Annotated in this window: 20 protein-coding genes; 8 read left to right on the forward strand and 12 right to left on the reverse strand. The window is 60.6% G+C overall.

Annotation, left to right across the window (positions count from 1 at the left end; translation table 11 throughout):
• The first annotated feature begins 49 nt into the window (after window positions 1–49).
• Window positions 50–1,084 (forward strand): selenide, water dikinase SelD, encoded by a 1,035-nt coding sequence (gene selD, locus AB4P90_RS11240; RefSeq protein WP_020302053.1) that lies wholly within the window; start codon window positions 50–52, stop codon window positions 1,082–1,084.
• Window positions 1,084–2,187 carry a tRNA 2-selenouridine(34) synthase MnmH gene (gene mnmH, locus AB4P90_RS11245; protein WP_019817515.1) on the forward strand — a complete coding sequence of 368 codons (1,104 nt, stop codon included), beginning with the start codon at window positions 1,084–1,086 and terminating at the stop codon, window positions 2,185–2,187. The genes selD and mnmH overlap by 1 nt, the downstream gene beginning before the upstream one ends.
• A 109-nt stretch (window positions 2,188–2,296) precedes the next feature.
• Here the strand turns inward: mnmH and AB4P90_RS11250 are convergent, their stop codons facing one another.
• Window positions 2,297–3,352 carry a permease gene (locus tag AB4P90_RS11250; RefSeq protein ID WP_019817514.1) on the reverse strand — a complete coding sequence of 352 codons (1,056 nt, stop codon included), beginning with the start codon at window positions 3,350–3,352 and terminating at the stop codon, window positions 2,297–2,299.
• Window positions 3,353–3,410: 58 nt separating this feature from the next.
• Window positions 3,411–4,112 (reverse strand): histidine phosphatase family protein, encoded by a 702-nt coding sequence (locus tag AB4P90_RS11255; RefSeq protein ID WP_102667030.1) that lies wholly within the window; start codon window positions 4,110–4,112, stop codon window positions 3,411–3,413.
• Window positions 4,113–4,363: 251 nt separating this feature from the next.
• On the opposite strand from AB4P90_RS11255, the gene AB4P90_RS11260 reads away from it, so the two are divergent.
• From AB4P90_RS11260 to hemB, 3 genes are all read left to right on the forward strand, one after another.
• Entirely contained in the window at window positions 4,364–5,062 is a 699-nt protein-coding gene (locus AB4P90_RS11260; protein ID WP_019817512.1) for a glutathione S-transferase N-terminal domain-containing protein, read from the forward strand.
• A 3-nt stretch (window positions 5,063–5,065) separates the two neighbouring features.
• The gene (locus AB4P90_RS11265; RefSeq protein ID WP_014717964.1) at window positions 5,066–5,908 is read left to right on the forward strand and encodes a PhzF family phenazine biosynthesis protein; all 843 of its coding nucleotides are present in this window, start codon (window positions 5,066–5,068) and stop codon (window positions 5,906–5,908) included.
• A 116-nt stretch (window positions 5,909–6,024) separates the two neighbouring features.
• A complete protein-coding gene (gene hemB, locus AB4P90_RS11270) occupies window positions 6,025–6,999 on the forward strand; it encodes a porphobilinogen synthase (protein ID WP_019817510.1) in 975 nt (324 codons plus the stop codon).
• Window positions 7,000–7,073: 74 nt separating this feature from the next.
• Here the strand turns inward: hemB and AB4P90_RS11275 are convergent, their stop codons facing one another.
• Together AB4P90_RS11275 and AB4P90_RS11280 are read right to left on the reverse strand one after the other, a co-directional pair.
• Window positions 7,074–7,403: a hypothetical protein gene (locus AB4P90_RS11275; RefSeq protein ID WP_020302050.1), complete on the reverse strand. Its 330-nt coding sequence runs from the start codon at window positions 7,401–7,403 to the stop codon at window positions 7,074–7,076.
• A complete protein-coding gene (locus AB4P90_RS11280) occupies window positions 7,400–12,052 on the reverse strand; it encodes an RHS repeat-associated core domain-containing protein (protein WP_395605895.1) in 4,653 nt (1,550 codons plus the stop codon). Before AB4P90_RS11280 ends, AB4P90_RS11275 begins: the two co-directional genes overlap by 4 nt.
• Window positions 12,053–12,325: 273 nt before the next feature.
• Between AB4P90_RS11280 and AB4P90_RS11285 the strand changes: the two genes are divergently transcribed.
• Window positions 12,326–13,411, forward strand: a complete 1,086-nt coding sequence (locus tag AB4P90_RS11285) for a DUF1615 domain-containing protein (protein WP_395605896.1) — start codon at window positions 12,326–12,328, stop codon at window positions 13,409–13,411.
• Here AB4P90_RS11285 and AB4P90_RS11290 read toward each other — a convergent pair whose 3' ends face one another.
• Window positions 13,412–14,206 (reverse strand): DUF4349 domain-containing protein, encoded by a 795-nt coding sequence (locus tag AB4P90_RS11290; RefSeq protein ID WP_020303178.1) that lies wholly within the window; start codon window positions 14,204–14,206, stop codon window positions 13,412–13,414. It abuts the gene before it with no gap.
• 157 nt (window positions 14,207–14,363) lie between these two features.
• Between AB4P90_RS11290 and AB4P90_RS11295 the strand changes: the two genes are divergently transcribed.
• The gene (locus AB4P90_RS11295; RefSeq protein ID WP_014717969.1) at window positions 14,364–14,786 is read left to right on the forward strand and encodes a PaaI family thioesterase; all 423 of its coding nucleotides are present in this window, start codon (window positions 14,364–14,366) and stop codon (window positions 14,784–14,786) included.
• Window positions 14,787–15,030: 244 nt separating this feature from the next.
• On the opposite strand, the gene AB4P90_RS11300 is transcribed toward AB4P90_RS11295, so the two are convergent.
• From AB4P90_RS11300 to AB4P90_RS11310, 3 genes are read right to left on the reverse strand one after another with little or no spacing between them, the layout of a single operon-like run.
• On the reverse strand, window positions 15,031–16,212 hold the full coding sequence (locus AB4P90_RS11300; protein WP_003190325.1) for an acetyl-CoA C-acetyltransferase: 1,182 nt from the start codon (window positions 16,210–16,212) through the stop codon (window positions 15,031–15,033).
• A gap of 11 nt (window positions 16,213–16,223) precedes the next feature.
• On the reverse strand, window positions 16,224–16,883 hold the full coding sequence (locus tag AB4P90_RS11305) for a CoA transferase subunit B (RefSeq protein WP_005786928.1): 660 nt from the start codon (window positions 16,881–16,883) through the stop codon (window positions 16,224–16,226).
• Between the two features lie 31 nt (window positions 16,884–16,914).
• Entirely contained in the window at window positions 16,915–17,613 is a 699-nt protein-coding gene (locus AB4P90_RS11310; RefSeq protein WP_003190329.1) for a CoA transferase subunit A, read from the reverse strand.
• A 133-nt stretch (window positions 17,614–17,746) separates the two neighbouring features.
• Here AB4P90_RS11310 and AB4P90_RS11315 point away from each other — a divergent pair, with 133 nt between their 5' ends.
• Window positions 17,747–18,649 (forward strand): LysR family transcriptional regulator, encoded by a 903-nt coding sequence (locus tag AB4P90_RS11315; protein WP_056787687.1) that lies wholly within the window; start codon window positions 17,747–17,749, stop codon window positions 18,647–18,649.
• Window positions 18,650–18,707: 58 nt separating this feature from the next.
• Here the strand turns inward: AB4P90_RS11315 and AB4P90_RS11320 are convergent, their stop codons facing one another.
• From AB4P90_RS11320 to AB4P90_RS11335, 4 genes are all read right to left on the reverse strand, one after another.
• On the reverse strand, window positions 18,708–19,037 hold the full coding sequence (locus AB4P90_RS11320; RefSeq protein ID WP_003190335.1) for a hypothetical protein: 330 nt from the start codon (window positions 19,035–19,037) through the stop codon (window positions 18,708–18,710).
• A 597-nt stretch (window positions 19,038–19,634) separates the two neighbouring features.
• Entirely contained in the window at window positions 19,635–20,480 is an 846-nt protein-coding gene (locus AB4P90_RS11325; RefSeq protein WP_020303181.1) for an NAD-dependent protein deacetylase, read from the reverse strand.
• A gap of 9 nt (window positions 20,481–20,489) precedes the next feature.
• Window positions 20,490–20,930, reverse strand: a complete 441-nt coding sequence (locus AB4P90_RS11330; RefSeq protein ID WP_014717973.1) for a CBS domain-containing protein — start codon at window positions 20,928–20,930, stop codon at window positions 20,490–20,492.
• Between the two features lie 129 nt (window positions 20,931–21,059).
• A complete protein-coding gene (locus AB4P90_RS11335; protein WP_395605897.1) occupies window positions 21,060–23,009 on the reverse strand; it encodes a DNA topoisomerase III in 1,950 nt (649 codons plus the stop codon).
• Window positions 23,010–23,116: the final 107 nt, after the last annotated feature.

The raw sequence follows: 23,116 nt of genomic DNA on the forward strand, positions 1-23,116 counted from the left end.
CCTTTTGCTGTCTGCTAGAATCGGCCCACTTGTTAGCTTGAGGTCCCCCATGAACGAGCCGATTCGCCTTACCCAGTACAGCCACGGTGCGGGTTGCGGTTGCAAGATTTCGCCCCAGGTGCTGGAAGTGATCCTTGCGGGCAGCGGTGCACAGAACCTCGACCCCAACCTGTGGGTGGGCAATGCCTCCCGCGACGATGCGGCGGTATACGCCATCGACGACGAGCGCGGCGTGGTGTCCACCACGGACTTTTTCATGCCGATTGTCGACGACCCGTTCGACTTCGGCCGCATTGCCGCCACCAATGCCATCAGCGATATCTACGCCATGGGCGGCGATCCCTTGATGGCCATCGCCATTCTCGGCTGGCCGGTCAATGTGCTGGCGCCGGAGATTGCCCGCGAAGTGATTCGTGGCGGTCGGGCGGTGTGCGACGCGGCGGGCATCCCGCTTGCGGGCGGGCATTCCATCGACGCGCCGGAGCCGATCTTCGGTCTGGCCGTGACCGGCATTGTGCAAAAGCGCCATATGAAGCGTAACGACACGGCCACCGCCGGTTGCCGCCTGTACCTGACCAAGCCCCTGGGCATCGGCATCCTCACCACCGCCGAGAAGAAGGGCAAGCTGCGCGAGGCGGATATCGGCCTGGCCCGTGACTGGATGTGCACTCTCAACAAGCCGGGCAGCCGTTTCGGCAAGTTGGCCGGCGTGACGGCCATGACCGATGTCACCGGTTTCGGCCTGCTCGGCCACCTGGTGGAAATGGCCGACGGCAGTGGCCTGACGGCCCGCATCGATTATGCAAAGGTTCCGCGCCTGCCAGGGGTGGAGTATTACCTGGACCAGGGCTGTGTGCCGGGTGGCACCTTGCGCAACTTTGAAAGCTACGCCAGCAAGCTGGGGCGTGTGCAGGAACTGCACAAGCGCGTGCTGTGCGACCCCCAGACCAGCGGCGGCCTGCTGATCGCCGTTACCCCGGAAGGTGATGCCGAGTTCCACGCCGTCGCCGCCGAGCTGGGCCTGGCCCTTGAGCCTATCGGTGAACTGCTGGAGCGACAGACCAACGCGGTTGAGGTGATTTGATGGCGACGGACATCACCGATTACCGCGACATTTTCCTCAACGACCGCCCGATGATGGATACCCGCGCGCCGGTTGAATTCACCAAGGGCGCGTTCCCCGGGGTGATCAACCTGCCGCTGATGACCGACGACGAGCGCCAGCGGGTCGGCACCTGTTACAAGCAGCAAGGCCAGCAAGCGGCGATCGTGCTGGGGCATGAGTTGGTGTCCGGGGCGATCAAGGCCGAGCGCATCGAACAGTGGGCGCAGTTTGCCCAGGCTAACCCCAATGGCTACCTTTACTGCTTTCGGGGCGGCCTGCGTTCGCAGATCGTGCAGCAATGGTTGAAAACCGAAGCGGGCATCGAATATCCCCGCGTGGGCGGTGGCTACAAGGCCATGCGCACCTTCCTGCTGGAGACCCTGGAGCAGGCGACTGCCCAGTGTGATTTCGTACTGCTGGGCGGCATGACCGGCACCGGCAAGACCGAAGTGCTCGGCCAACTGCGCAATGCGCTGGATTTGGAAGGGCACGCCAACCATCGCGGTTCCAGCTTCGGCAAGCGTGCTACGGCGCAACCGTCCAATATCGACTTCGAGAACCGCCTGGCGGTGGACCTGTTGAAGAAGCGCGCGACGGGCATTGACCAGTTCGTGGTCGAGGACGAGAGCCGCATGATCGGCAGCTGTGCGCTGCCGCTGCCATTGCACAAGGGCATGCAGACGTTTCCGATGGTGTGGCTGGAAGACAGCGTCGAGGGCCGTGTCGAGCGCATCCTGAAGGATTACGTGGTGGACCTGTGCGCCGAGTTCATTGAGGTGTTTGGGGAAACCGGCCAGCGATTATTTGCCGAGCGCCTGACCCAGAGCCTGGCCAATATTCACAAGCGACTGGGCGGCGAGCGTTTCCAGCGGTTGCAGGCGGTGTTGCAGGATGCCCTGGCCGAACAGGCACGCAGCGGTGCAGTGGAGCTGCATCGGGTATGGATTGAAGGCTTGTTGCGTGAGTATTACGACCCGATGTATGCGTTCCAGCGCGAAAGCAAGGGCGCGCGTATCGAGTTTGCCGGGGAGCAGGGTGCAGTGGTGGAGTATTTGCGCGAGCGGGCGGCCCGGGTGGGGTGACCTTTGGGACGCCATCGCAGGCAAGCCAGCTTCCACCTTTTGAAGTGTGAATACATACAAAGGTGGGAGCTGGCTTGCCTGCGATGAGGCCATCGGCCCCACTGAAAATCTAAAGAATTACCGCTCCAATCAACCCACACACCACCCCCACCAGCATGGTCAAGCCGGCCACCGTCACCAGCACCCGCGCATCGAAATCCTTGCGCAGCATCAACAGCGACGGCAGGCTCACGCTCGGCAGGGTCATCAGCAAGGCCACGGCCGGGCCGGTGCCCATGCCCAGGGCCATCATGGTTTGTACGATGGGAATCTCTGCCGCTGTCGGAATCACAAACAGCGTGCCCACAATCGCCAGCGGCACCAGCCACACCAGGCTGTCGGCCATCGCTCCGTCCACATGGGGAAACAACCAAACCCGTGCCGCGCCGAGGATCAGCACCGCCAGGATATACACCGGGATAGTGCTCCAGAACAGCTGCCACAGCGTGCGTAACCAGCGGCTCAAGAACGGTTGCGACTCCACTGTGCTGACGTCGGCAACGGCTTCAAGTGCTGCTTCCGGCACGTGGTCCGGGCGCGCAATGCGCTGTGCCACCAGGGACACGCCCACCACCAGCACAATCCCCGCCACCAGCCGCAGCGCGGTGAAACCCCAGCCCAGCACAAAGCCCATGAATACCAGTGTGGCCGGGTTCAATACCGGGTTGGCAATCCAGAACGCCAGCGCCGCGCCGACCGACACTTGCTGGCGGCGCATGCCCGCCGCCACCGGGGCCGCGCAGCAGCTGCACATCATCCCCGGCAGGGCGAACAGCCCACCGCGCAGGGTCGAGCCCAGCCCGGCGCGGCCAAACAGGCGCAGCAGCCAGTCGCGGGGGATCAACACTTGCAGTAACGAGCCGAGGATCACCGCCAGTACGGCGGCTTTCCAGATGGCCAGGAAATACACCTGGGCATAGGCCAGCGCCGCCGCCAGGGGCGAGCTTTGCTGGTCATTGAGAATCGAGGCGCCAATGCTGTGGTTGTCGGCCGCTACAAACGCCTTGAGGTAGTAGGGCGACCACTTCACATAGTAGAGGCCGATGCAGGCCACCAGGAGAAACAGCGCAGGTTTGCACCAGAATGCCCAGCCGCGGTTGGGCTGGGTGGAAGCGAGGTTGGACATGGAGAGGATCCGCAGGTGAGTCGATAGCCCGGCATCATACGCCCCTGCGGCCCAAGCTTCAGATATCTGCGCTGACCTGGGTCGGGTCCGGGCAGTTTTCCCCGCCGTTATTCAGCCCTTGCTTGTAGTTGCGGCTGAGCAGCGAAGCCTTGCCGTTGTGCCAGGTCAATGTCAGCACGTACAGGGAGTCGTAGTCATTGCCAGACCAATCATCGGTAATGGTGTGTTTTTCGCCAGCGGCTTCGCTGGCGACTTTGTTGATCAGTTCCGGCAAGTAACCGTGGGACCAGGCCGTGTAGATGGTCGCGTTGCGGTACTTGTCCTCGACCAGTTCTTCGGCCAGGGCACTGGTGTCATTCGCTGAGAACTCGATATTCACCGGCAGGCCGAGCTTGATCGCGCTGGGGCTGATGGTGATCAGTGGGCGAATGTAGCTGTAGGAGTTATCCAGTTCGCCTTCCTCGACGTTGCGCGTCGGGTTGGCAGCGAACACATAGTTGGCTTTGCCGAACTTTTCCGGCAACAGGGTCGCCAGGTTCATGGCGCGGTTCAGGCCCTGGCAATTGAGTTGGCCCAGGCCACCGGCGGGTTTTTCACCATGGCGCAGGAATACCAGGGTTTGCACGCCATCGACCGGTTGCGCACGGCTTTCACGGGCGTCCAGGGCGGTGACGATGGCAGCGCTGACCAGCAGCAGCGGCAATACCATGTAGGAATAACGTTTGAGTCGTGGCACAAGGCGCAGAGGCTTGATCGTCATGATAGGTTCGAGTCTTCGTGCGTCGGGTTAAGGCGGACAAGCCCGGCCCCAGTGACGCATCAGCGTCCTGCGGTGTTCCCTGTCGATATAGCAAGCAGCCTCCATTCATTGTTCGGGCGCTCTTTAAGAGTGCATTCGGGCGCTTTGGTTCGCCCACGCGGGATACTAGCCGGCAAATGTTGCGCAACGATGACCCATGCACGACGGCAGGCAGATGACTATGATGGGGCTTTCCGACCAGGGGGTTCTCGATGAACGCACTCGCCGCTTTCCCGATCAATAGCAAATGGCCCGCCCAGCACCCAGAACGCCTGCAGCTGTATTCGCTACCCACGCCCAACGGCGTCAAGGTGTCGATCATGCTCGAAGAACTGGGCCTGCCTTACGAGGCGCACAAGGTCAGCTTCGACACCCAGGACCAATTGTCTCCCGAGTTCCTGTCCCTGAACCCCAACAACAAGATCCCTGCGATTATCGACCCCAACGGCCCGAGCGGGCAGCCGCTGGCACTGTTCGAATCCGGCGCGATCCTCGTTTACCTGGCGGAAAAGACCAGCCAGTTGCTCTCCGAAGACCCGGCCACCCGCTATGAAACCCTGCAATGGTTGATGTTCCAGATGGGCGGCATTGGCCCGATGTTTGGCCAACTGGGGTTCTTCAACAAATTCGCCGGCAAGGCGTATGAGGACAAGCGCCCGCGTGATCGCTACGCCGCCGAATCGCGGCGCTTGCTGGGCGTGCTGGAAAAGCGCCTGTTGGGCCGCACCTGGATCATGGGCGACGAGTACAGCATCGCCGACATTGCGACCTTTCCGTGGGTTCGCAACCTGATCGGGTTCTACGAGTCCGGTGACCTGGTAGGCATCACCGATTTCCCTAACGTACTGCGCGCGTTGGACGGCTTTGTCGCACGTCCTGCGGTGATCCGTGGCCTGAACATTCCGAGCTGAAGCATGTCGACTTTCGATTTTCAACAACTGGATGTATTCAGCAGCGTGCCGCTCAAAGGCAACCCCTTGGCCGTGGTGCTGGGGGCCGATAGCTTCACCGACCAGCAGATGGCGGACTTTGCCAATTGGACCAACCTCAGCGAAACCACGTTTTTACTGACGCCGCGCGACCCACGTGCTGACTATCGGGTAAGAATCTTCACCACCCTCAAAGAGCTGCCGTTCGCCGGGCATCCGACCTTGGGCAGTTGCCACGCCTGGTTGCAGGCTGGCGGCGTGCCACGTGGGGAGGAGATTATCCAGGAGTGCGAAATCGGCTTGGTGCGTATTCGTCGCCAGGGTGACCAACTGGCGTTTATCGCGCCGCCATTGTTGCGTGCAGGGCCCGTGGAGGCGCCGTTGCTGGAGCGCGTGCGCCTGGCTTTGAAGCTGGCGCCCGAGGCGATTGTGCGCAGCCAGTGGGTCGACAATGGTGCGGGTTGGCTGGCGGTGATGCTGGCGGATCGTGACGCGGTGCTTGCGTTGCAACCGGACTATGCGCAACTGCTGGGTCTGGCCGTAGGGGTGATCGCCCCCTGTGATCCGACGCGTGATGCGGTGGACGCGCACTTTGAAGTGCGCGCTTTTGTCGCTGGCGATGGCGCCGCCGAAGACCCGGCCACCGGCAGCTTGAATGCCGGCGTGGCCCAGTGGCTGCTCGCCGAGGGCCTGGCGCCCAGCCGTTACGTGGTCAGCCAAGGCACGGCGATTGGGCGAGCGGGGCGTATTCATATCGAGCGCCAGGGCGATGAAATCTGGGTGGGCGGCGCCGTAGCGTTGTGCATCGAAGGGCGTCTACAGCTTTAGATCAATGAATTGTTACGCACCCGGCAATACACTATTGGCCCCTCGGCATTTGTGTTGCCGGGACTTGGGGGCATAAGCTTTCGCCCCAAAGTGTTCAGCCATTTTTCAGGATTGCCATGACCAGCCAGTTCCCCCAAGCCCGTCCACGTCGCCTGCGCCGCTCCCCGGAATTGCGTGGCCTGTTCCAGGAAAGCGAATTCACCCTCAACGACTTGGTACTGCCGATTTTCGTCGAAGAAGAAATCGACGACTTCGTGCCCATCACCAGCATGCCGGGTGTGTTGCGCATTCCTGAGAAAAAACTCGCCGGTGAGATCGAGCGTTACGCCCGCGCTGGCATCAAGTCGGTGATGACCTTCGGTGTGTCCCACCACCTCGACGCCAGCGGCAGCGACACGTGGAAAGAACGCGGCCTGGTTTCGCGCATGTCCTCGATCATCAAGGACGCCGTGCCGGAAATGATCGTGATGTCCGACACCTGCTTCTGCGAATACACCGACCACGGTCACTGCGGTGTGATGCACGGTGCCCATGTCGACAACGACGCGACCCTGGTCAACCTCGGCAAACAAGCCGTGGCCGCCGCCCGCGCCGGCGCCGACGTGATCGCCCCTTCAGCGGCGATGGACGGCCAGGTCCAGGCCATCCGCCGCGCCCTGGATGACGCCGGCTTCACCCACATCCCGATCATGGCCTACTCCACCAAATTCGCCTCGGCCCTTTACGGCCCCTTCCGAGAAGCCGGCGGCAGCGCGCTCAAGGGCGACCGCAAAAGCTACCAGATGAACCCGATGAACCGCCGCGAAGCCGTGCGCGAATCGCTGCTGGACGAACAGGAAGGCGCTGATGCGCTGATGGTCAAGCCTGCCGGTGCCTACCTCGACATCATCCGCGACATCCGCGAAGCCTCGCGCCTGCCGGTGGCGGCGTACCAGGTGAGCGGTGAGTACGCGATGATCAAGTTCGGCGCACAGGCCGGGGCGATTGATGAGGATCGAGTGGTGCGCGAGACGTTGGGGTCGATCAAGCGGGCGGGGGCGGATTTGATATTTACGTATTTTGCGATGGATTTGGCGGTGGCGGGGATTTAAGGGCGTCGCTGAACCTGTGGCGAGCTTGCTCGTCACAGGTGCAAACTTGAGAGGTAGCGCTTCATTGGATGGTATCAAGCAATCAACGACGCGGTGTTTTTTTGAAGTTCTGTGTTAATCGATATTTGAGCGAGCAGTAGTAGTTTGCTTAGCGCCCCAATTGACTGCGCGGTAAGCGTTAAGGTGGGATAGTCCCATTCATAGTCTTTGACAACCTTGATTTGGAAGTGTCCTTTTGCATCGAATGAAGGGTACCAACCTACGTCAATGAGGAAGCCGTCTGGATACTCCACCTGAAGCATATCCTCCTTCAGGTTGTGGGCTTGATGTTCAATCCCTGAGTCCTGCAACGTCGATAGCTCGTCGTAAGTGATTTTGCCTTGTAGGAAATCTAACGAGATCATTTAGTTAATCTCCGAAATTCTTGCTCTGAAATAGGGTGGCCGTGAATTGTTTTCGCACTCAATTCAATGCGTATCCAGCGGCTGGATACTCCTTCGCTAGCGCCAATGGTCTCAGGATACTCCATCACTTTCCACGGCTTTCCATTGGTAGTCGTTCTGCCATTTTTATAGGCTTCTCTTTCTATATTTTCAATATTTATACCTGGCTTGTACTTTGCAGGACCAGACTTAGTTGTTGCCAAAATATCTTTCCAAGGCATTTTCTTTGAAGGGCTGTGCTTATAGCCATGAGCTGTCCACTCAATTTCATCAGGTGCAGGCAGCGCCGGCTGGCTGTCTTTGGTTTTTGCGCTGGTTGTCGAATCTTCAACGCCTTCAATGGAGCCGCATTTGCCGGGGCATTTACTGAGTCCTAGCGGATCCACCCATCCAGTAGGATTGGGCACATACTGGTACCCGTTGATCCCACCGGCTAACTTCACCGGGTCCGGTGTCAGGTAGCGACCAATATCCGGATTGTAGTAGCGATGGCGGTTGTAGTGCAGGCCGCTTTCTGCATCGAAATACTGGCCTTGAAACCGCAGTGGATTGTCGACTTTGCCCACGTCGAGCCGGGCGATCTGGCCGTAGGCGCGGTAGTGGGCGGACCAGACGATTTCGCCTTCGGGGCTGGTCAGTTCCTGCGGGGTGCCGAGGTGGTCGAGTTGGTAGTGGTAGGGCTTGGTTTCTTTTGGGCCGAAACCGTCCAATAGTGCCAATGGGCGGAAGCTGCCGGGCTCGTAGAGGTAGCTGCGATGGCGCTCTGCATGATGTTCGGCAATCAGCTTGTCGCCTTGCCAGAAAAACTCGGTGGTTTTGTCGCCCACGGTTTTGCTGATGCGGCGTCCAAATGGGTCATAGCGATAGCTGGCGGTTTCGCCGTTCGGTTTTGTGATGCTGATTAACCGATGCTGGCAGTCGTAGCGGTACTCAGTAACGAGTTGCTGGCTTTTGCCGCGTCGTTCGCGGATGAGGTTGCCGAAGGCGTCGTAGTCGTAGTGGCGGTCGCCCTGGATCATCAGACGATTCGCGGCGACGATGTCGGGGCCGGGGCGGTCTTGCATGAGCAGGTTGCCCGCCGGGTTGTGGCCGAAGCGTTCCTGTACGTCATGGGAGTGGTCGGCGCGGGTCAGGCGATTAAGCGGGTCGTAGCGGTAAAGGTGTTCGCCTTTGCGGGTGTCGAGCAGGCGGGTGAGGTTGCCGGATTTGTCGTAGTCGTATTGGCGTTGGTAGAGGTGGTTTTGCTGTTGGGTCACCGCGTGGGCGTGCAGGCGGTGTTGGTCATCGTAGTGGTAGTGGCTGAGCAGTTGGCCTTGCTGGCGCTGATGTTCGCGGCCGCTGTTGAATAGATGTGAGGTAAGCACTTCACCGTTGAGTTCGACGGTGGCGAGGTGGCCGCCTTTGTCGTGGTTGAAAGTGACGCGGTTGTTGTCTGGCAGGCACAGGTTTTTCAGCTGGCCGCAGGCGTCGTAGCCGTAGCGCAGGGTGCCCCAGCCTTGGTGTTCGGCGGTGAGGCGGTTTTGGCGGTCGTATTCGTAGGCCAGCGCCCAGTGGCCGTCTTCGGCGCTGAGGAGGTTGCCTTGGCGGTCGTAGGTATAGTCGACAACGCTGGCATCGGGCAGGGTTTTTTGTACGAGGCGCCCGGCGTGGTCGCGCTGATAACGGGTGATTAGCTGACTGTTATCGTCGCCGTATTCGGTCTTCTCCAGCAGGTTGCCGTTGAGGTCGTAGGCATACGCGGTGCGCTGGCCGTCGAAGCCGGTTTCCTGGCGGATCAGGCCGTTGGGGTGATAGTCGAGTTGGTAGGTTTCGCCGGCTTCGTTTTCGATCTCGGTGAGCAGCAGCCGGGCGTTGTCGTAGCGGTACTTGACTTGGGTGCCGTCGGCGTTGAGCCGGCGGCTGATCAGGTGCAGGCCGTCTGCGTATTCGTAGCCGGTGACGTGGCCGAGTTCGTCGCGTTCGGCGATGATTTTGCCGTAGGGGTTGTAGCTGAATTCCCTACAACCACCACCGGGCTCGATCAGCTTTAGCAGACGCCCGACGGCATCCCATTGATATTGAGTTTGAGCCCCATGCTCATCCTCACGCGCAATCTGCCGGCCTAGATCGTCATAGCGATAACGCTTGATCCCGCCGTTGGGCAATTGCTCTTCAAGCAACTGCCCACGCTCGTTCCACACCAGCCGATGGCAACTGCTGTCGGGATACCAAACACCGGTCAGTTGTCCCTGTTTGTTGTAGCTGTAGTCAGTAACCTCACCATCGGGATCGGCCCTACGCGTTACATCGCCTTGCTCATTACGCTCATATTTCCAGACCGCCTCACCACGGCGCACAACTCGTACGAACCCATTGTCATGCTCGTAGGATGTCGGCTCATCCTCCCCCGGAAACAGCGCCACCAAGCGTCCGGCGTCGTCATATTGATAGGCCGTCACCGCGCCCATAGGGTCTTGCTCGACGGTCAGCCGGCCCTGGTCGTCGTAGGATTTGAAATGCGTGGCACCATCCGGATCAATCCTCTGTACCAGCCGCGCCCGCTGATCATGGACATACACCTCCTGGCTACCATCGGCGTTATGCACCGTGACACGCCCGTCATCCCCCCAGGCGTAACGCGTGTCCATCTGCGAAAAATTTGCCCAATGCCGGACGCAGCGCGCCGCCTTGCCCGCGCGTTCCCATTCCCAGAAGAAACTCGCCCCACCGGCCAGTTGGCGCTCAAGAATGACGTGCTGATCGTCGTAGCGATAACGCTCGCTTTCCCCGACAGCATTGGTCGCGCAGACCAGTCGTCCGTGTTCGTCATAGGCGTAGGAAACAAGGTTCTGCTCGGTCTCCCACACGTAGGGCTCTCGCCCTTTGGCACGATGTACTTGGTAGTCCACCGCAACGATGCGATCCAGCTCATAACGCAACAGCAACGAGCGACCCGCGCCGTTATCCAGCCGCTCAATCCGCCCGGAACGATCACGGCAAATGCGTAGACGGTTGTCATACGCATCGCTGATCGCAGTCAGTACACCGTCGCGAAAGTGATAGAACCGTGACGCTTGGGCCAGCACCAACTCGTCAGGCGCCGAACCCAAATAGATCGCCGCTTCCGCCAGGCTATTGGTGATTGCGGGTCGAGAGTCGCTGGGCAATGGAAACTGCGTATGGCGGTTCTCATGATCGGTCCACACCACCGAATCGCCCGACACCACCAGCCGATGGGCCAGCGCATGGCTCCAACCAAACCCCAACCCACAATCGACCTCCACCGCGCTAGTGCGATACAGCCGCGTCCACTCAAACGGCAAGATCCCATCCAGCGCGCCGTCGGTAAGGGTCAGCAACTCCTCGCCGGTGACCATCGACACCGGGCAACCATGGGTGACCGTTTTATCCGCAGGCGCCGCCGCATCGCCCTTCGGATTCGACGCCATGGCCGGCACATCATCGACAGGCTCCTGACGAACCAACGTGGTGCGCTGGGCCTTGCCGCGCACCATCGGCACCGGGTTCGAAACCAGCGTGTCGCCCGCCTTCAACGGCACAGCCGGCACCGTCTTAATCGGCGTCGCCGCACTGCTCAGCAACACCGGCTTGGCGGCCTCCACATGGGTTTCCAGCCGAGGCCCCACTACTTGCTTGGCCAGCAATTCCAACAACGCCCGCGCCCGCCCGGATTTGACGTGACTGAGCACACGAGCCCCCAATCGCACCATCACGCCCATCGCACCCAACACGCGAATCAGCAGCAGATTGATCAGCACCTCACCGGTAATCTCACCCCACAGTTCAGCCATCTCCGGTGGCGGGAGCATGCGCATCCAGCTGACCAGCGCCGACAGGTAGATAAACAGCAGCGGCTCATCACTGAGCACCAACAAGCCTTGGGCTATCGCATCACTGCCCAGTGTCAGCAGTTCATCGAGCTCGGTTTGAGAAAGGTATTGCAGCAGTTTTTCGCTGTTGGGCTTGAGGTCCGCCAGCAGCGCAGACAGCTCGCCAATGTTGTCCCACAGGCTGTAAAGCGCTTTGCCTAACCCACTGGCAAAAGCCGCTTCCAGCAAGCGGCGCCGCTCAAGCGGGCGGGCGTCTGCATAATTTTTCCACTGGGCCTGGAAGGTGTCGGTCCACTCTTTGCGCAGCCGGGCTTCCAACGCTGCGATCACTGACTGGTAGGACGCATACAGTGCTTTGAGGTGATCCTGGGAAACGTTGGGGTAGAAACTCACCCGGTATTGCTGGTTGCGATCACACTCGGTGACTTCGAGGATGCCACTCGAGCCGATGGTCTTATGGAGGGGCTCGCCCAGCGGGCCGCCGTTTGGATCAACGCGTTGCACGATCACCGGGGTGTTGCCGATGGGTACGAACCTCGTGCTCTGGAACATATGCACCAGGGTCAAGGTACCCGTGGCCTGGCAGGTGGCGACGGTGCTGCTGGGAAACAGGGAGCGATTGATCGGGGCAACCAGCGCGACGTCATCCCCGACCTTGAACACCTGTTCGACGTCCAGCGCGGAGAAGCTCCAAAAGCTTTTGGCCCAATCGTCAAAGGTGTTCAAGCAATCGCGAAAGTCACGGAAGACGCCCTCGACGTCGACCGTTTCCACGTTCATTGGCGTCAGCGCCAGCCTGCCAATGGCCGGGTTCAAGTGGCGGCCCCGTCAACCGCACGCGTCACGAAAAAAACCATCTGCATTCCCTCGCACTGTTTGATCAGGCGAGGGACTTTGCAGAGGTTTGCCGGGGTGAGGAGTAGAGCTTATCCGGCAGTGGTGTGGGATGTTTCAGTTACTGCCAGGCACTGGGTTCGGCATGCCGACGAACCCCGGTTAGACTTACCTGTCGATATCAGCACTGCCCGGCCCGTCGTTAACCAAGGAAGCCTCATGTATTCAACCCGTCTGCTGTTCTGCCTTATTCCGTTGTGGGTACTGGCCGGTTGCTCCACTTCCCGTGGCCCCCAGCAGCCCGAGCGCAGTGAAGCCGAGGTGAAGGCGCAGATCGTGCGCCTGCTGCCGGCCAAGGTGTCGGACCGCAACGGTTGGGCCCAGGACATCTACACCGCCTTCGACACCCAGAAAATCTACCCCAGCACCGAAAACATCTGTGCGGTATTGGCGGTGACCGAGCAGGAGTCCACCTATCAGGTCGACCCGCCGGTGCCGGGCATGGGCAAGATCGCCCAGGATGAAATCCTGAGCCGCGCCGCCAAGGTGCATGTGCCGGCATTCGTGGTGCGCAGCACCTTGCAACTGCGCTCGCCCACCGGCAAAACCTACGCCGATCGTTTGAATGCCGCCCGTACGGAAAGGGATTTGAGCGGCATCTTCGACGACTTCATCAGCATGGTGCCCTTGGGCAATACGCTGTTTGGCGGGTTCAACCCGGTACACACTGCAGGCCCCATGCAGGTCAGTATCGACTTTGCGCAGAAACAGGCGCGGGGTTATCCCTACACGGTGGACGGTACGATTCGCCGCGAAGTGTTTACCCGTCGCGGCGGCATGTACTTCGGCATCGCCCACTTGCTCGGCTACCCGGTGAGCTACGACCAGCCGCTGTACCGCTTTGCCGATTTCAACGCCGGTTGGTACGCCAGCCGCAATGCCGCGTTCCAGGCTGCAGTCAGTCGTGTTTCAGGCAAAGAGCTGGCGCTGGATGGGGATTTGATCCGCTATGGCTCATTGCTGCCCGGCACCACCGAGCTGGCGGTGCGTTCACTGGGGGCGAAGTTGGATATGCGCAACCCGAGCATCCGCAGCCAACTGGAGCAGGGCGAGCAGTTGGATTTCGAGGACACCACCTTGTACAAGCGCGTTTTCAGCCTGGCCGACCAGGCGGCCGGCAAGCCGCTGCCTCGGGCGATCCTGCCGGGTATTGTGCTCAAGAGCCCGAAGATCACCCGCAACCTGACCACGGCCTGGTTTGCCAAGCGCGTGGATGAGCGTTACCAGCGCTGCATGAAGCGCTGATCAACCGCGACGCTTGACGAACCGGCGCCACAAGCCCACCCACAACCACACCACCGGGAACGCCAGGATCACGAAGGGCAGCACATAGCTGGCACGTTCCAGGGCGTCTGCGGTGCCGTTCACCAGGTTGTCTCCCAGGTTGCTGAACATCCGGGTGAACCTTGACACCTGGTTGGCGCCGTCCGAGGAACGGAAGTTCAAGGTCACGCGGTTGGTGTCGAGGCGGCGTTGCTGGCCGGCGGCAACCTGAGCCAGTTCCTGCAGCTCGTTTTCAATGCCGGCTTGCTCTTTGCTCAGGACGATCAGATCGCTGACGGTGATGTCCTTGCGCTTGGCCAGTTCATCGAGGCGTTGCTGCTGAGCTTGCAGGCGGTCCTGGCGGCGGCGTACATCCGCCACGGCATCGGCCAGGTCTTCGGCAGTGGTGATGCGCTGGCCGAGCTTACCGCCTTCGGCCGCCAGGGCGACCATCGGCTCCACACCCGTGGGCGCGATCCGCAGGATGATCTGGCCACCTTGGCCGTCTTCGGTAATGCCAAGGATATTGCAGGCACCAAAGCGCGCCGTTTCACACGCCTCACGAGTGGCCTGCATACGCGGCGCAAGCAGGACGCCGGGCAGGGCCAGGGTCAATTCATGCTCATAGGCCAGTTGCGCCCCGGCCTTGCCCTGTTCGCCATTGATGACCGTGGCGCGAGAGTGGTCCTTGGGGGAACAACCGGCCAAGGCCAGGCCAGCAAGCAAGATCAACAGCGGCGCGCGAAGCGGGTGGGAGTTGCCGTCCAGGTGGCGCATGGCGTTTCCTTGAAATGTGCAGGAGAAATTGGCCGAGATTAAAGCGGGTCTGGCCCATTAACGCAAAGCATTGCCCGGGATTTGCCCGGCTGATGGTGGTGGCTGCCGGGTCGAGGCTGGCGTACACCTCAAGCCTCACACCAGGGAAGCATCCGCCATGAACGCTCAGACCGTCCCCCAAGGCTTTGTCCCATTGCCGCGCAGCAGCCCGTTGCTGGAACTGCTCGGCCCGGCGTATTGCCGTGGCGAAGGTTTGCAATTGGAAGTCGGCCTGCGCGCCGATCATCGCCACGCCAATGGGCGAGGTACGGTGCACGGCGGGGTGCTGGCGACGCTGGCCGATATCGGCATGGGGTACGCCATGGCGTTTTCCAGTGAGCCGCCGTTGCCGTTGATTACCGCCAGCATGACCGTGGATTACCTGGGCGCCGTGCAGGTAGGGGAGTGGATGGTGGTGCGTCTGGAAAGCCATAAGCGAGGACGGCAGATGGCGTTCGCCACGCTGAGTTTGCAAGTGGAGGAGCGCGTGGTGCTGCGGGCGAGCGCGGTGTTTGCGGTGCCGCAAGCTGACAGGCAGTGAGATCAAATGTGGGAGCTGGCTTGCCTGCGATAGGGGTGTGTCAGTTAGCAATGATCTGACTGATAGACCGCTATCGCAGGCAAGCCAGCTCCCACATTTTTATCGAGTTCATTCAGGGGATATCGATAAAAGAAAAGGCCTGGCTTTTCGTGGAGCCGGGCCTTTTCTGTGTTGCTCTTATTGGCATGGGGGCCGCTACGCAGCCCAACGGGAGCAAGCTCCCTCGCCACAACCGCGATCCGGTTCAGTTGCGTTCGAGCGCCAGGGCCACGCCTTGGCCGCCGCCGATGCACAGCGTTGCCAAGCCTTTCTTGGCATCGCGCTTGATCATTTCGTGCAGCAGGGTCACCAGTACGCGGCAGCCTGAAGCACCGATCGGGTGGCCGATGGCGATGGCGCCGCCGTTGACGTTGACCTTCTGCGCGTCCCATTCCAGCTCTTTGCCCACCGCCAGGGATTGCGCGGCGAAGGCTTCGTTGGCTTCGATCAGGTCTAGATCAGCCAACTGCCAGCCGGCCTTGTCCAGGCAGCGGCGGGTGGCCGAGACCGGGCCGATGCCCATGATGGCCGGGTCGACGCCCGCGTTGGCGTAGCTGGCGATACGCGCCAGTACGGGCAGGCCGAGAGCCTTGGCTTTGTCGGCGCTCATCAGCAGCACGGCCGCAGCGCCGTCGTTCAGGCTGGAGGCGTTGCCGGCGGTGACGCTGCCGTCTTTCTTGAACGCAGGCTTGAGCTTGGCCAGGGATTCGGCGGTGGTGCCGGCGCGGGGTTGTTCGTCCACCGCGAAGGCCACCGGGTCGCCTTTGCGCTGGGGAATCAGGATTGGCGTGATCTCATCGGCAAAGCGCCCGGCTTCGATAGCGGCGGCGGCTTTTTGCTGGGAGGCGGCGGCAAAGGCGTCCTGGGCTTCGCGGCTGATGCCGTACTTGTCCACCAGGTTCTCGGCGGTGATGCCCATGTGGTAATCGTTGAACGCATCCCACAGGCCGTCGGTGATCATGCTGTCGATCATCTTCGCGTGGCCCATGCGCAACCCGGTGCGTGCGGCAGGTAATACGTACGGGGCCAGGCTCATGTTCTCCATGCCACCGGCAATGATCACCTCGGCGTCGCCGCAACGAATGGCCTGAGCGCCCAGGTGCAAAGCCTTGAGGCCCGAACCGCAGACCTTGTTCAGGGTCAGGCTCGGCACGGCGTGGGGCAGGCCGGCAAGGATCGAAGCCTGGCGTGCCGGGTTCTGGCCGCTGCCTGCGGTGAGCACCTGGCCGAGGATCACTTCATCCACTTGCGCCGGGTCCAGGCCGGTCTGCTCCAGCAGGCGACGGATCACGGCGGCGCCCAGTTCCGGGGCCGGAATGTTCGCCAGCGAACCTTGGAAGCTGCCCACGGCGGTGCGGGTGGCAGCAACAATCACGACGTCTTGCATGGAATCTGTCCTCACTGGAAGTGCATTTCTGGAACGTGGTCCGGGACGATCAGTTTACCGGCGGTCTTGCTCACAATCTCTTCAACGCTGACGCCAGGTGCGCGTTCCTTGAGGACAAAAGCGCCATTTTCGATTTCCAGGTACGCCAGGTCCGTGAGCACACGCTTGATGCAGTTGGCACCGGTCAGCGGCAGGCTGCATTGGCTGAGCAACTTGGACTCACCGTCTTTGGATGCGTGAGTCATGATCACAATGATGTTTTCTGCGCCGGCCACCAGGTCCATGGCACCGCCCATGCCCTTGACCAGTTTGCCGGGGATCATCCACGAAGCGATGTTGCCCTGTACGTCCACTTCGAATGCGCCCAGTACGGTGAGGTCGACATGCCCACCGCGAATCATCGCGAACGACTCGGCGGAGGAGAAGATCGAGGCGCCGATGCGTGCGGTGACGGTCTGCTTGCCGGCGTTGATCATGTCGGCGTCGATGGTTTCTTCGGTCGGGAACGGGCCCATGCCAAGCAGGCCGTTTTCCGATTGCAGCATCACTTCCATGCCGTCGGGGATGTAGTTGGCCACCAGGGTCGGAATGCCGATACCGAGGTTGACGTAGTAACCGTCCTGCATCTCGCGGGCAACGCGTTGAGCCATTTGTTCGCGGGTAAGCGCCATGATTGTTTCCTCTTATTGTTCTGGACGGGGATTATTTGCGGACGGTGCGCTGTTCAATGCGCTTTTCGAAGGTGCCGCAGATGATCCGGTCGACGTAGATGCCAGGGGTGTGGATCTGCGCCGGGTCCAGCTCGCCCGGTTCGACGATTTCCTCGACTTCGACCACGGTGATCTTGCCGGCGGTGGCGGCCAGCGGGTTGAAGTTCTGGGCGGTGTGACGGTAGATAACGTTACCGAAGTGGTCGGCTTTCCAGCCTTTGACGATGGCAAAGTCGCCGGTGATGGACTCTTCCATCAGATACGGGCGGCCCTTGAATTCGCGGGTTTCCTTGCCTTCGGCAACGGGGGTGCCGACGCCAGTGGCGGTAAAGAAGGCCGGAATGCCGGCACCGCCTGCGCGCATTTTTTCTGCCAGGGTGCCTTGAGGGGTAAGCACCACCTCAATCTCGCCGCTGAGCAGTTGTTTCTCGAAGAGGGCGTTTTCACCCACGTAGGAAGCGATCACTTTGCTGATCTGCTTCTGTTCCAGCAGCACACCCAGGCCGAAGCCATCGACGCCACAGTTGTTGGAGACCACCGTCAGGTCGCGGGTACCTTTGCGCTTGATTTCGGCAATGAGGTTTTCCGGAATGCCACACAGGCCAAAACCACCGGAGAGCACGGTCATGCCGTCTTCCAGGCCCGCCAGCGCTTCTTCATAGGACGCCACGCGTTTATCGAAACCTGCCATATGCACCTCTTTTATTGTTTGTGGTCCAGCCAGTGAGTTGAGTGTTGCGCCAGCGGATTGATTTGTTAAGTTGTTTTTTAAGGTTGATTGATTTAAAAAACAGCATAGTCCAGTCGTCGTCCGGAGCTGCGTCATGACCGTTAAACAGATGCGTGCCTTTCTCGCTGTTGCTCAGAGTCTGAGTTTTGCCGCTGCCTGCGAGCGTTTGCACCTCTCCCAGTCGGCGTTGAGCTTGACCATCAAGGGCCTGGAAGAAGGCTTGGGCGGGCGCCTGTTCAGCCGTAATACCCGTAACGTCGCGCTGACCCCTGAAGGTGAGTCCCTGTTACCCCTGGCCCGCCGGTTGATTGCCGACTGGGACAACGCTGAGGACGAACTGCGCCAGCGTTTTACCTTGCAACGGGGGCGTGTCACGGTGGCAGCGATGCCATCGTTTGCTGGCAACCTGCTGCCGCCCATCCTGAAGATATTCCGCGCCCGTTACCCTCAGGTGAACGTGACGGTGCATGACCTGATCAATGAGCAGGTGCTGGAGATGGTGCGCGACCGTCAGGTGGAGCTGGGGGTGGCGTTCGAGCCATCAGATGGCTCGTCATTGGCGTTCACGCCGCTGTACCTGGACCGCTTTATCGCCGTGGTCCCGGGAGATTCAGCCTTGGCACAGCGCGCTGAAATCGACTGGAAAGCTCTATTGGAACAGCCGTTCATCACCCTGCAACGACCTTCCACCGTGCGAGTAATGCTGGAAGAACACCTGGGTGCCTTGCAGATGAAATTGCCCGTGGCCTTGGAAAGCCATCAACTGGCGACGGTGGGCAAGATGGTTGCCAGCGGTTTGGGGGTTAGCGCGGTGCCGGCGTTATGCGCCAGGCAGATGGAAGAGGCCGGAGCCCATTGCATTACCTTGACCGGCCCGGTGATCGAGCGGCCGATTGGGGTGCTGACCAAGCCGGGGCATGAACTGTCTGCGGCGGCGCAAGTGTTGTTTGATATCTTTCGGGATGAAGCGGGGAAGGGCAGGTTTCCAAGTTTCTAAACCGGTAAATACAAATGTGGGCGCTGGCAAGCCAGCGCCCACATTAATTAAGTACTACTCAGTAGTAACGGTCGATCACTTTAACTTGCGAGCTGTCTTTGAAAGACGCCCAGGCATTGTTAAGTGTGTCGAACACTTGCTCGATAAAGTTGCGATCAGCGGCGGCCTTCTTGCCGACATAACCCTGGCCGCGGCGGTACATCTTCAGGCGCGCCGCCAGCTCACGGTTATTGCGGTCAAACTCGGCTTCTTCGGTATGGGGCGCCAGGCAGTCAATTTGCACTTCGCCCGATTTGCCAATCCACAGGATATGGTCGTCGAGTGTGTCTTTCTGCGCTGCGAACATCTCAGCCAATTCATCGATAGTGGGTTGGTTGTTCAGATTCATGTGTAAGCCCCTTGACCAGTTGGCGATCTATCAGTTGATTCGTTAATACCAGTAAGTTGTCTCCGGTCACTAAAACCGGGCGTCAGCGACGGGCTGCCGAATACGGGCAGGGTCTTGAAGCTGATGCATGTAGTCTTGCTGATGGACTGCTACGCAATGCTCTGATCACGAAGACAAGCCGCGTTTGAGCGCCTTGTACCTGTCCCTTCCGGGGCCGGTCAGCTTCATCAATCTGCCTTGTGGGCAGTGCACATCCGGAAAAACAGCTCGGCGGTCAGACGAGCCTGTTCAAAACGCTTGTTACCAACGCTCTCGATCCGAGAGACGTCTAGATCATGCAAGGACAAAAAGGTTACGTCAACGGTTATGTAGTGATTATTTTTGCTCACTACATAAATTGCCGCGGGGACGGGGGAATGCGCGAAAACGTGACTTGGGCGTCATTTTCTGTGCGGTGGGTCGCAGGGTTTTGGTGGCGAGTTTACGCAGATCCCCTGTGGGAGCTGGCTTGCCTGCGATGGCGATGTGTCAGTGAGTACATGTTCGCCTGACACACTGCTATCGCAGGCAAGCCAGCTCCCACATGTTGATGCGTCGCTATCTCAATCTCTCGGACAGCAAGGGTAATAGCCGCTCGCACGAGGCCTGGATCTTCACCTGCAACAGCTCATCACCCCGAGTCTTGCCCAGGTTGATGGCGATCACCGGCTTACCCTGATCGACCATCGCCTTGCACAGGCGAAACGCCGAATAGGCCATCAGCGATGACCCCACCACCAACAGTCCTTCGGCATGCTCTACCGCCGTCATTGCCTTGAGCGCCGTCGCTGGTGCGACGTTCTCGCCAAAGAACACCACATCCGGTTTCAGCCGTTCGCCATTGCAATGTGGGCAGCGGGGTACCTGGAAGCGCTGTTCAAAGGCCGGATCGAGCAAGGTGTCGCCATCCGGCGCTTGCACCGCATGAACCTGTGCCATGTGCGGGTTATCGACCTCCATCTGCCGCTGGATCACGTCGCGCTCGCTACGCAATTGGCAATCCAGGCACAGCACCCGATGCAAGCTGCCATGCAGCTCGATCACACCCTGGCTGCCGGCCTGGTCATGCAGGGTGTCGACGTTCTGCGTAATCAGCCCGCTGATGTGGCCACGGTGCTGCAGCGTCGCGAGCGCCAGGTGGGCCTTGTTCGGCTGGGCAATGCGCACCCGTGGCCACCCCAGCATCGCCCGCGCCCAGTAGCGGCGCCGCGCCTCGGGAGTGGCGAGGAATTCCTGGTACATCATCGGTGGCTTGCCCCGGCGTACACCTTCCCCGTCCCGGTAATCCGGGATACCTGAAGATGTACTGATCCCTGCGCCGGTCAGCACCAGGAAACGCCGGCCGGTCATGGCCCGGTGCAGGGTGTCGAGGTGATCTTCCTGATGGTCCAGCGTGTCGAGCATGGGTTCCCCCTATTCGCCGCGGATGTATTGTTCCAGTTGCTGGATCAAGGCCGCTTGTTCGGCAATCGCTTCCTTGACCAGGTCACCGATGGACAGCAGGCCCAGCAGTTTGCCGTCTTCGACCACCGGCAGGTGGCGCAGGTGACTGTCGGTCATGATGTTCATGCATGCCTCGACACTCTTGTGAGTATCCACCGTGATCACCGGCGAGCTCATCACCTCATGGACCTTGGTGGTGACCGATGAGAGGCCCTTGAGCATGATTTTGCGCGCGTAATCCCGTTCACTGATGATGCCGACCACCACGTCATCCTTGACCACTGGCAAGGCACCGACGTTTTTCTCGGACATCCGCACCAGCGCTTCAAACACGGTGTGGTCCCATTTGATCGTGTGGACGTCCTGGTTTTTCTGATCCTTGGCTTTCAGCAGTTGTGCAACGGTCTTCATGGCGGCCACTCCGGTGTTGTTGTTGGTAGTCCAGATCCCCTACAGAATCCTAGACCGAACTCGCCGGAGCAAGGGCCAATGCGGCGTTAAACCTGTCGAAAAACGTCATGTGCCGGTTTTTTTCGGTATCTATCCCGCATTTACCGGCTTTTTCCCGCGTTTGGGGCTGGCGCCGGCCTTGCGCGGGGCGGCCTTGCGTTTCTTTTTCCAAGGCGTTGCACCTCGTCCAGCCGGGCTGGCGGGGCCAGTGATAGTCATGCGCATGCCGTTACAGCGTGCCACCTGCTTGCTCATCCACGCCGCTTGCTTGGCGACGAATTCCTCCAGGCTCATTTCGCCGCTTTGCACCATGTCCAGCGCCTGTTCCCAGATGGCGGTGGTGCCGGGGTCGGCGATGGCGCGGGGCACTGCGTCAATCAGGCTGAACGCGGCCGGGGTTGCCGACAGGGCCTTGCCGTTTTTCACCAGATAACCGCGGTCCAGCAAGCCCTGGATGATCCCGGCGCGGGTGGCCTCGGTGCCGATGCCAGTGGTGTCCTTGAGTTTTTGCTTAAGCAACGGGTCCTCCACCAGCTTGGCGACGTTTTTCATGGCCTTGATCAGGTCGCCTTCAGTAAAGGGCTTGGGCGGCTGGGTCCATAGGTCCTTGAGGTTGACCTTGGCCACGGCGTAGTCGTGGCCCTGCACCAGCGTCGGCAACGCTTGGGGCGCAGGCGCTTCGCGACCTTTGGCGGGTGCCAGCGCTTCGGGCAAGGCGCGTTTCCAGCCCGGCTCGATGATGACTTTGCCCACCGCGCGCAACGCGTGGCCGGCACAGTCGAAATCGGCCTGGGTGCGGTCGTATTCATGGTTGGGCAGGAACTGCGCCAGGTAGCGCGCACGAATCAGCGTATAGACCGCACGGTGCTTGCCGGTCAGTTGGCTGACCTCCTTACCGGCTCCGGTGGGGATGATGCCGTGGTGGGCGCTGACTTTCGCGTCGTTCCAGGCCCGCGAACGGCGCCGAGGGTCGATGTGCGACATCAGCTCGTTGACCGCCGTGTCCGCACGGCCCAGCGCCGCAAGAATCTTCGGCGCTTCACTGTGCTGGCTCAACGGCAGGTAGCCGCAATCGCTGCGCGGGTAGGTGATGGCCTTGTGGGTTTCGTACAGGGATTGAGCGATGTCCAGGGTTTCCTGGGCGCCCAGGCCGAGCTTCTTCGAACAGATCTCCTGCAAGGTGCCGAGGTCGAAGGGCAGGGGCGCCACTTCGCGCATGCGCTCGGTACGCAGCTTCACCAGTCGCGCCGTGGCGGCGTTGAGCATGGCGTCGGCGGCGTCCCGCGCCAGTTGCGGGTTGAGGCAACGGCCCTGGTCGTCACAGGCATCGTCAGGGGCGCGCCATTGGGCGGTGAAGGTCATGTGCTCGTGGCGCAGGTCGATATCAATGGCCCAATAGGCCACCGGCACGAAGTCGGCAATGCTGCGATCACGGTCCACCACCAGGCGCAGGGTCGGGGTTTGCACGCGGCCTACCGGCAGCACGCCCTGGTAACCGGATTGGCGCCCCAGCAGGGTAAACAGGCGGCTCATGTTCATGCCGATCAGCCAGTCGGCACGCGAGCGCCCCAGGGCCGAATGATACAGGCTGAAGGTTTCTGCACCGGGTTTGAGCGCCGCCAGGGCCTTGCGAATGGAGGCGTCGTCGAGCGCCGACAACCACAGCCGCTGGATCGGCCCGCGGTAGCGGCAGTGTTCTACCAGTTCACGGGCGATCATCTCGCCTTCACGGTCGGCGTCGGTGGCGATCACCAGTTCCTGGGCTTCGCCCAGCAAGCGCTTGATGGCCTTGTATTGGCTGGCGGTCTTGGGCTTGACCAGCATCTTCCATTTTTCCGGGACGATCGGCAGGTCGGCCAGCACCCAGCGTTTGTATTTGGCGTCGTAGGCGTCGGGCGGGGCGGTTTCCAGCAGGTGGCCGATGCACCAGGTGACCGTGACTCCATTACCCAGCCAGCACCCATCGCCACGGTGGCTGGCGCCAAGCACAGCCGCGATATCCTTGGCCTGGGAGGGTTTTTCACAGAGGTACAGCCGCATGGTCATCACATCAGATCGGGTTGATGCCTTGCAGGATGCTTATTTGAAGGGGTTTGAGCAACCATTATCTGTATGGATGTACAGCAATTTGTGTGAGTGCCATACGT

The sequence above is a fragment of the Pseudomonas sp. B16120 genome (genome assembly GCF_044218845.1).
Classification (GTDB): Bacteria; Pseudomonadota; Gammaproteobacteria; order Pseudomonadales; family Pseudomonadaceae; genus Aquipseudomonas; species Aquipseudomonas paracarnis.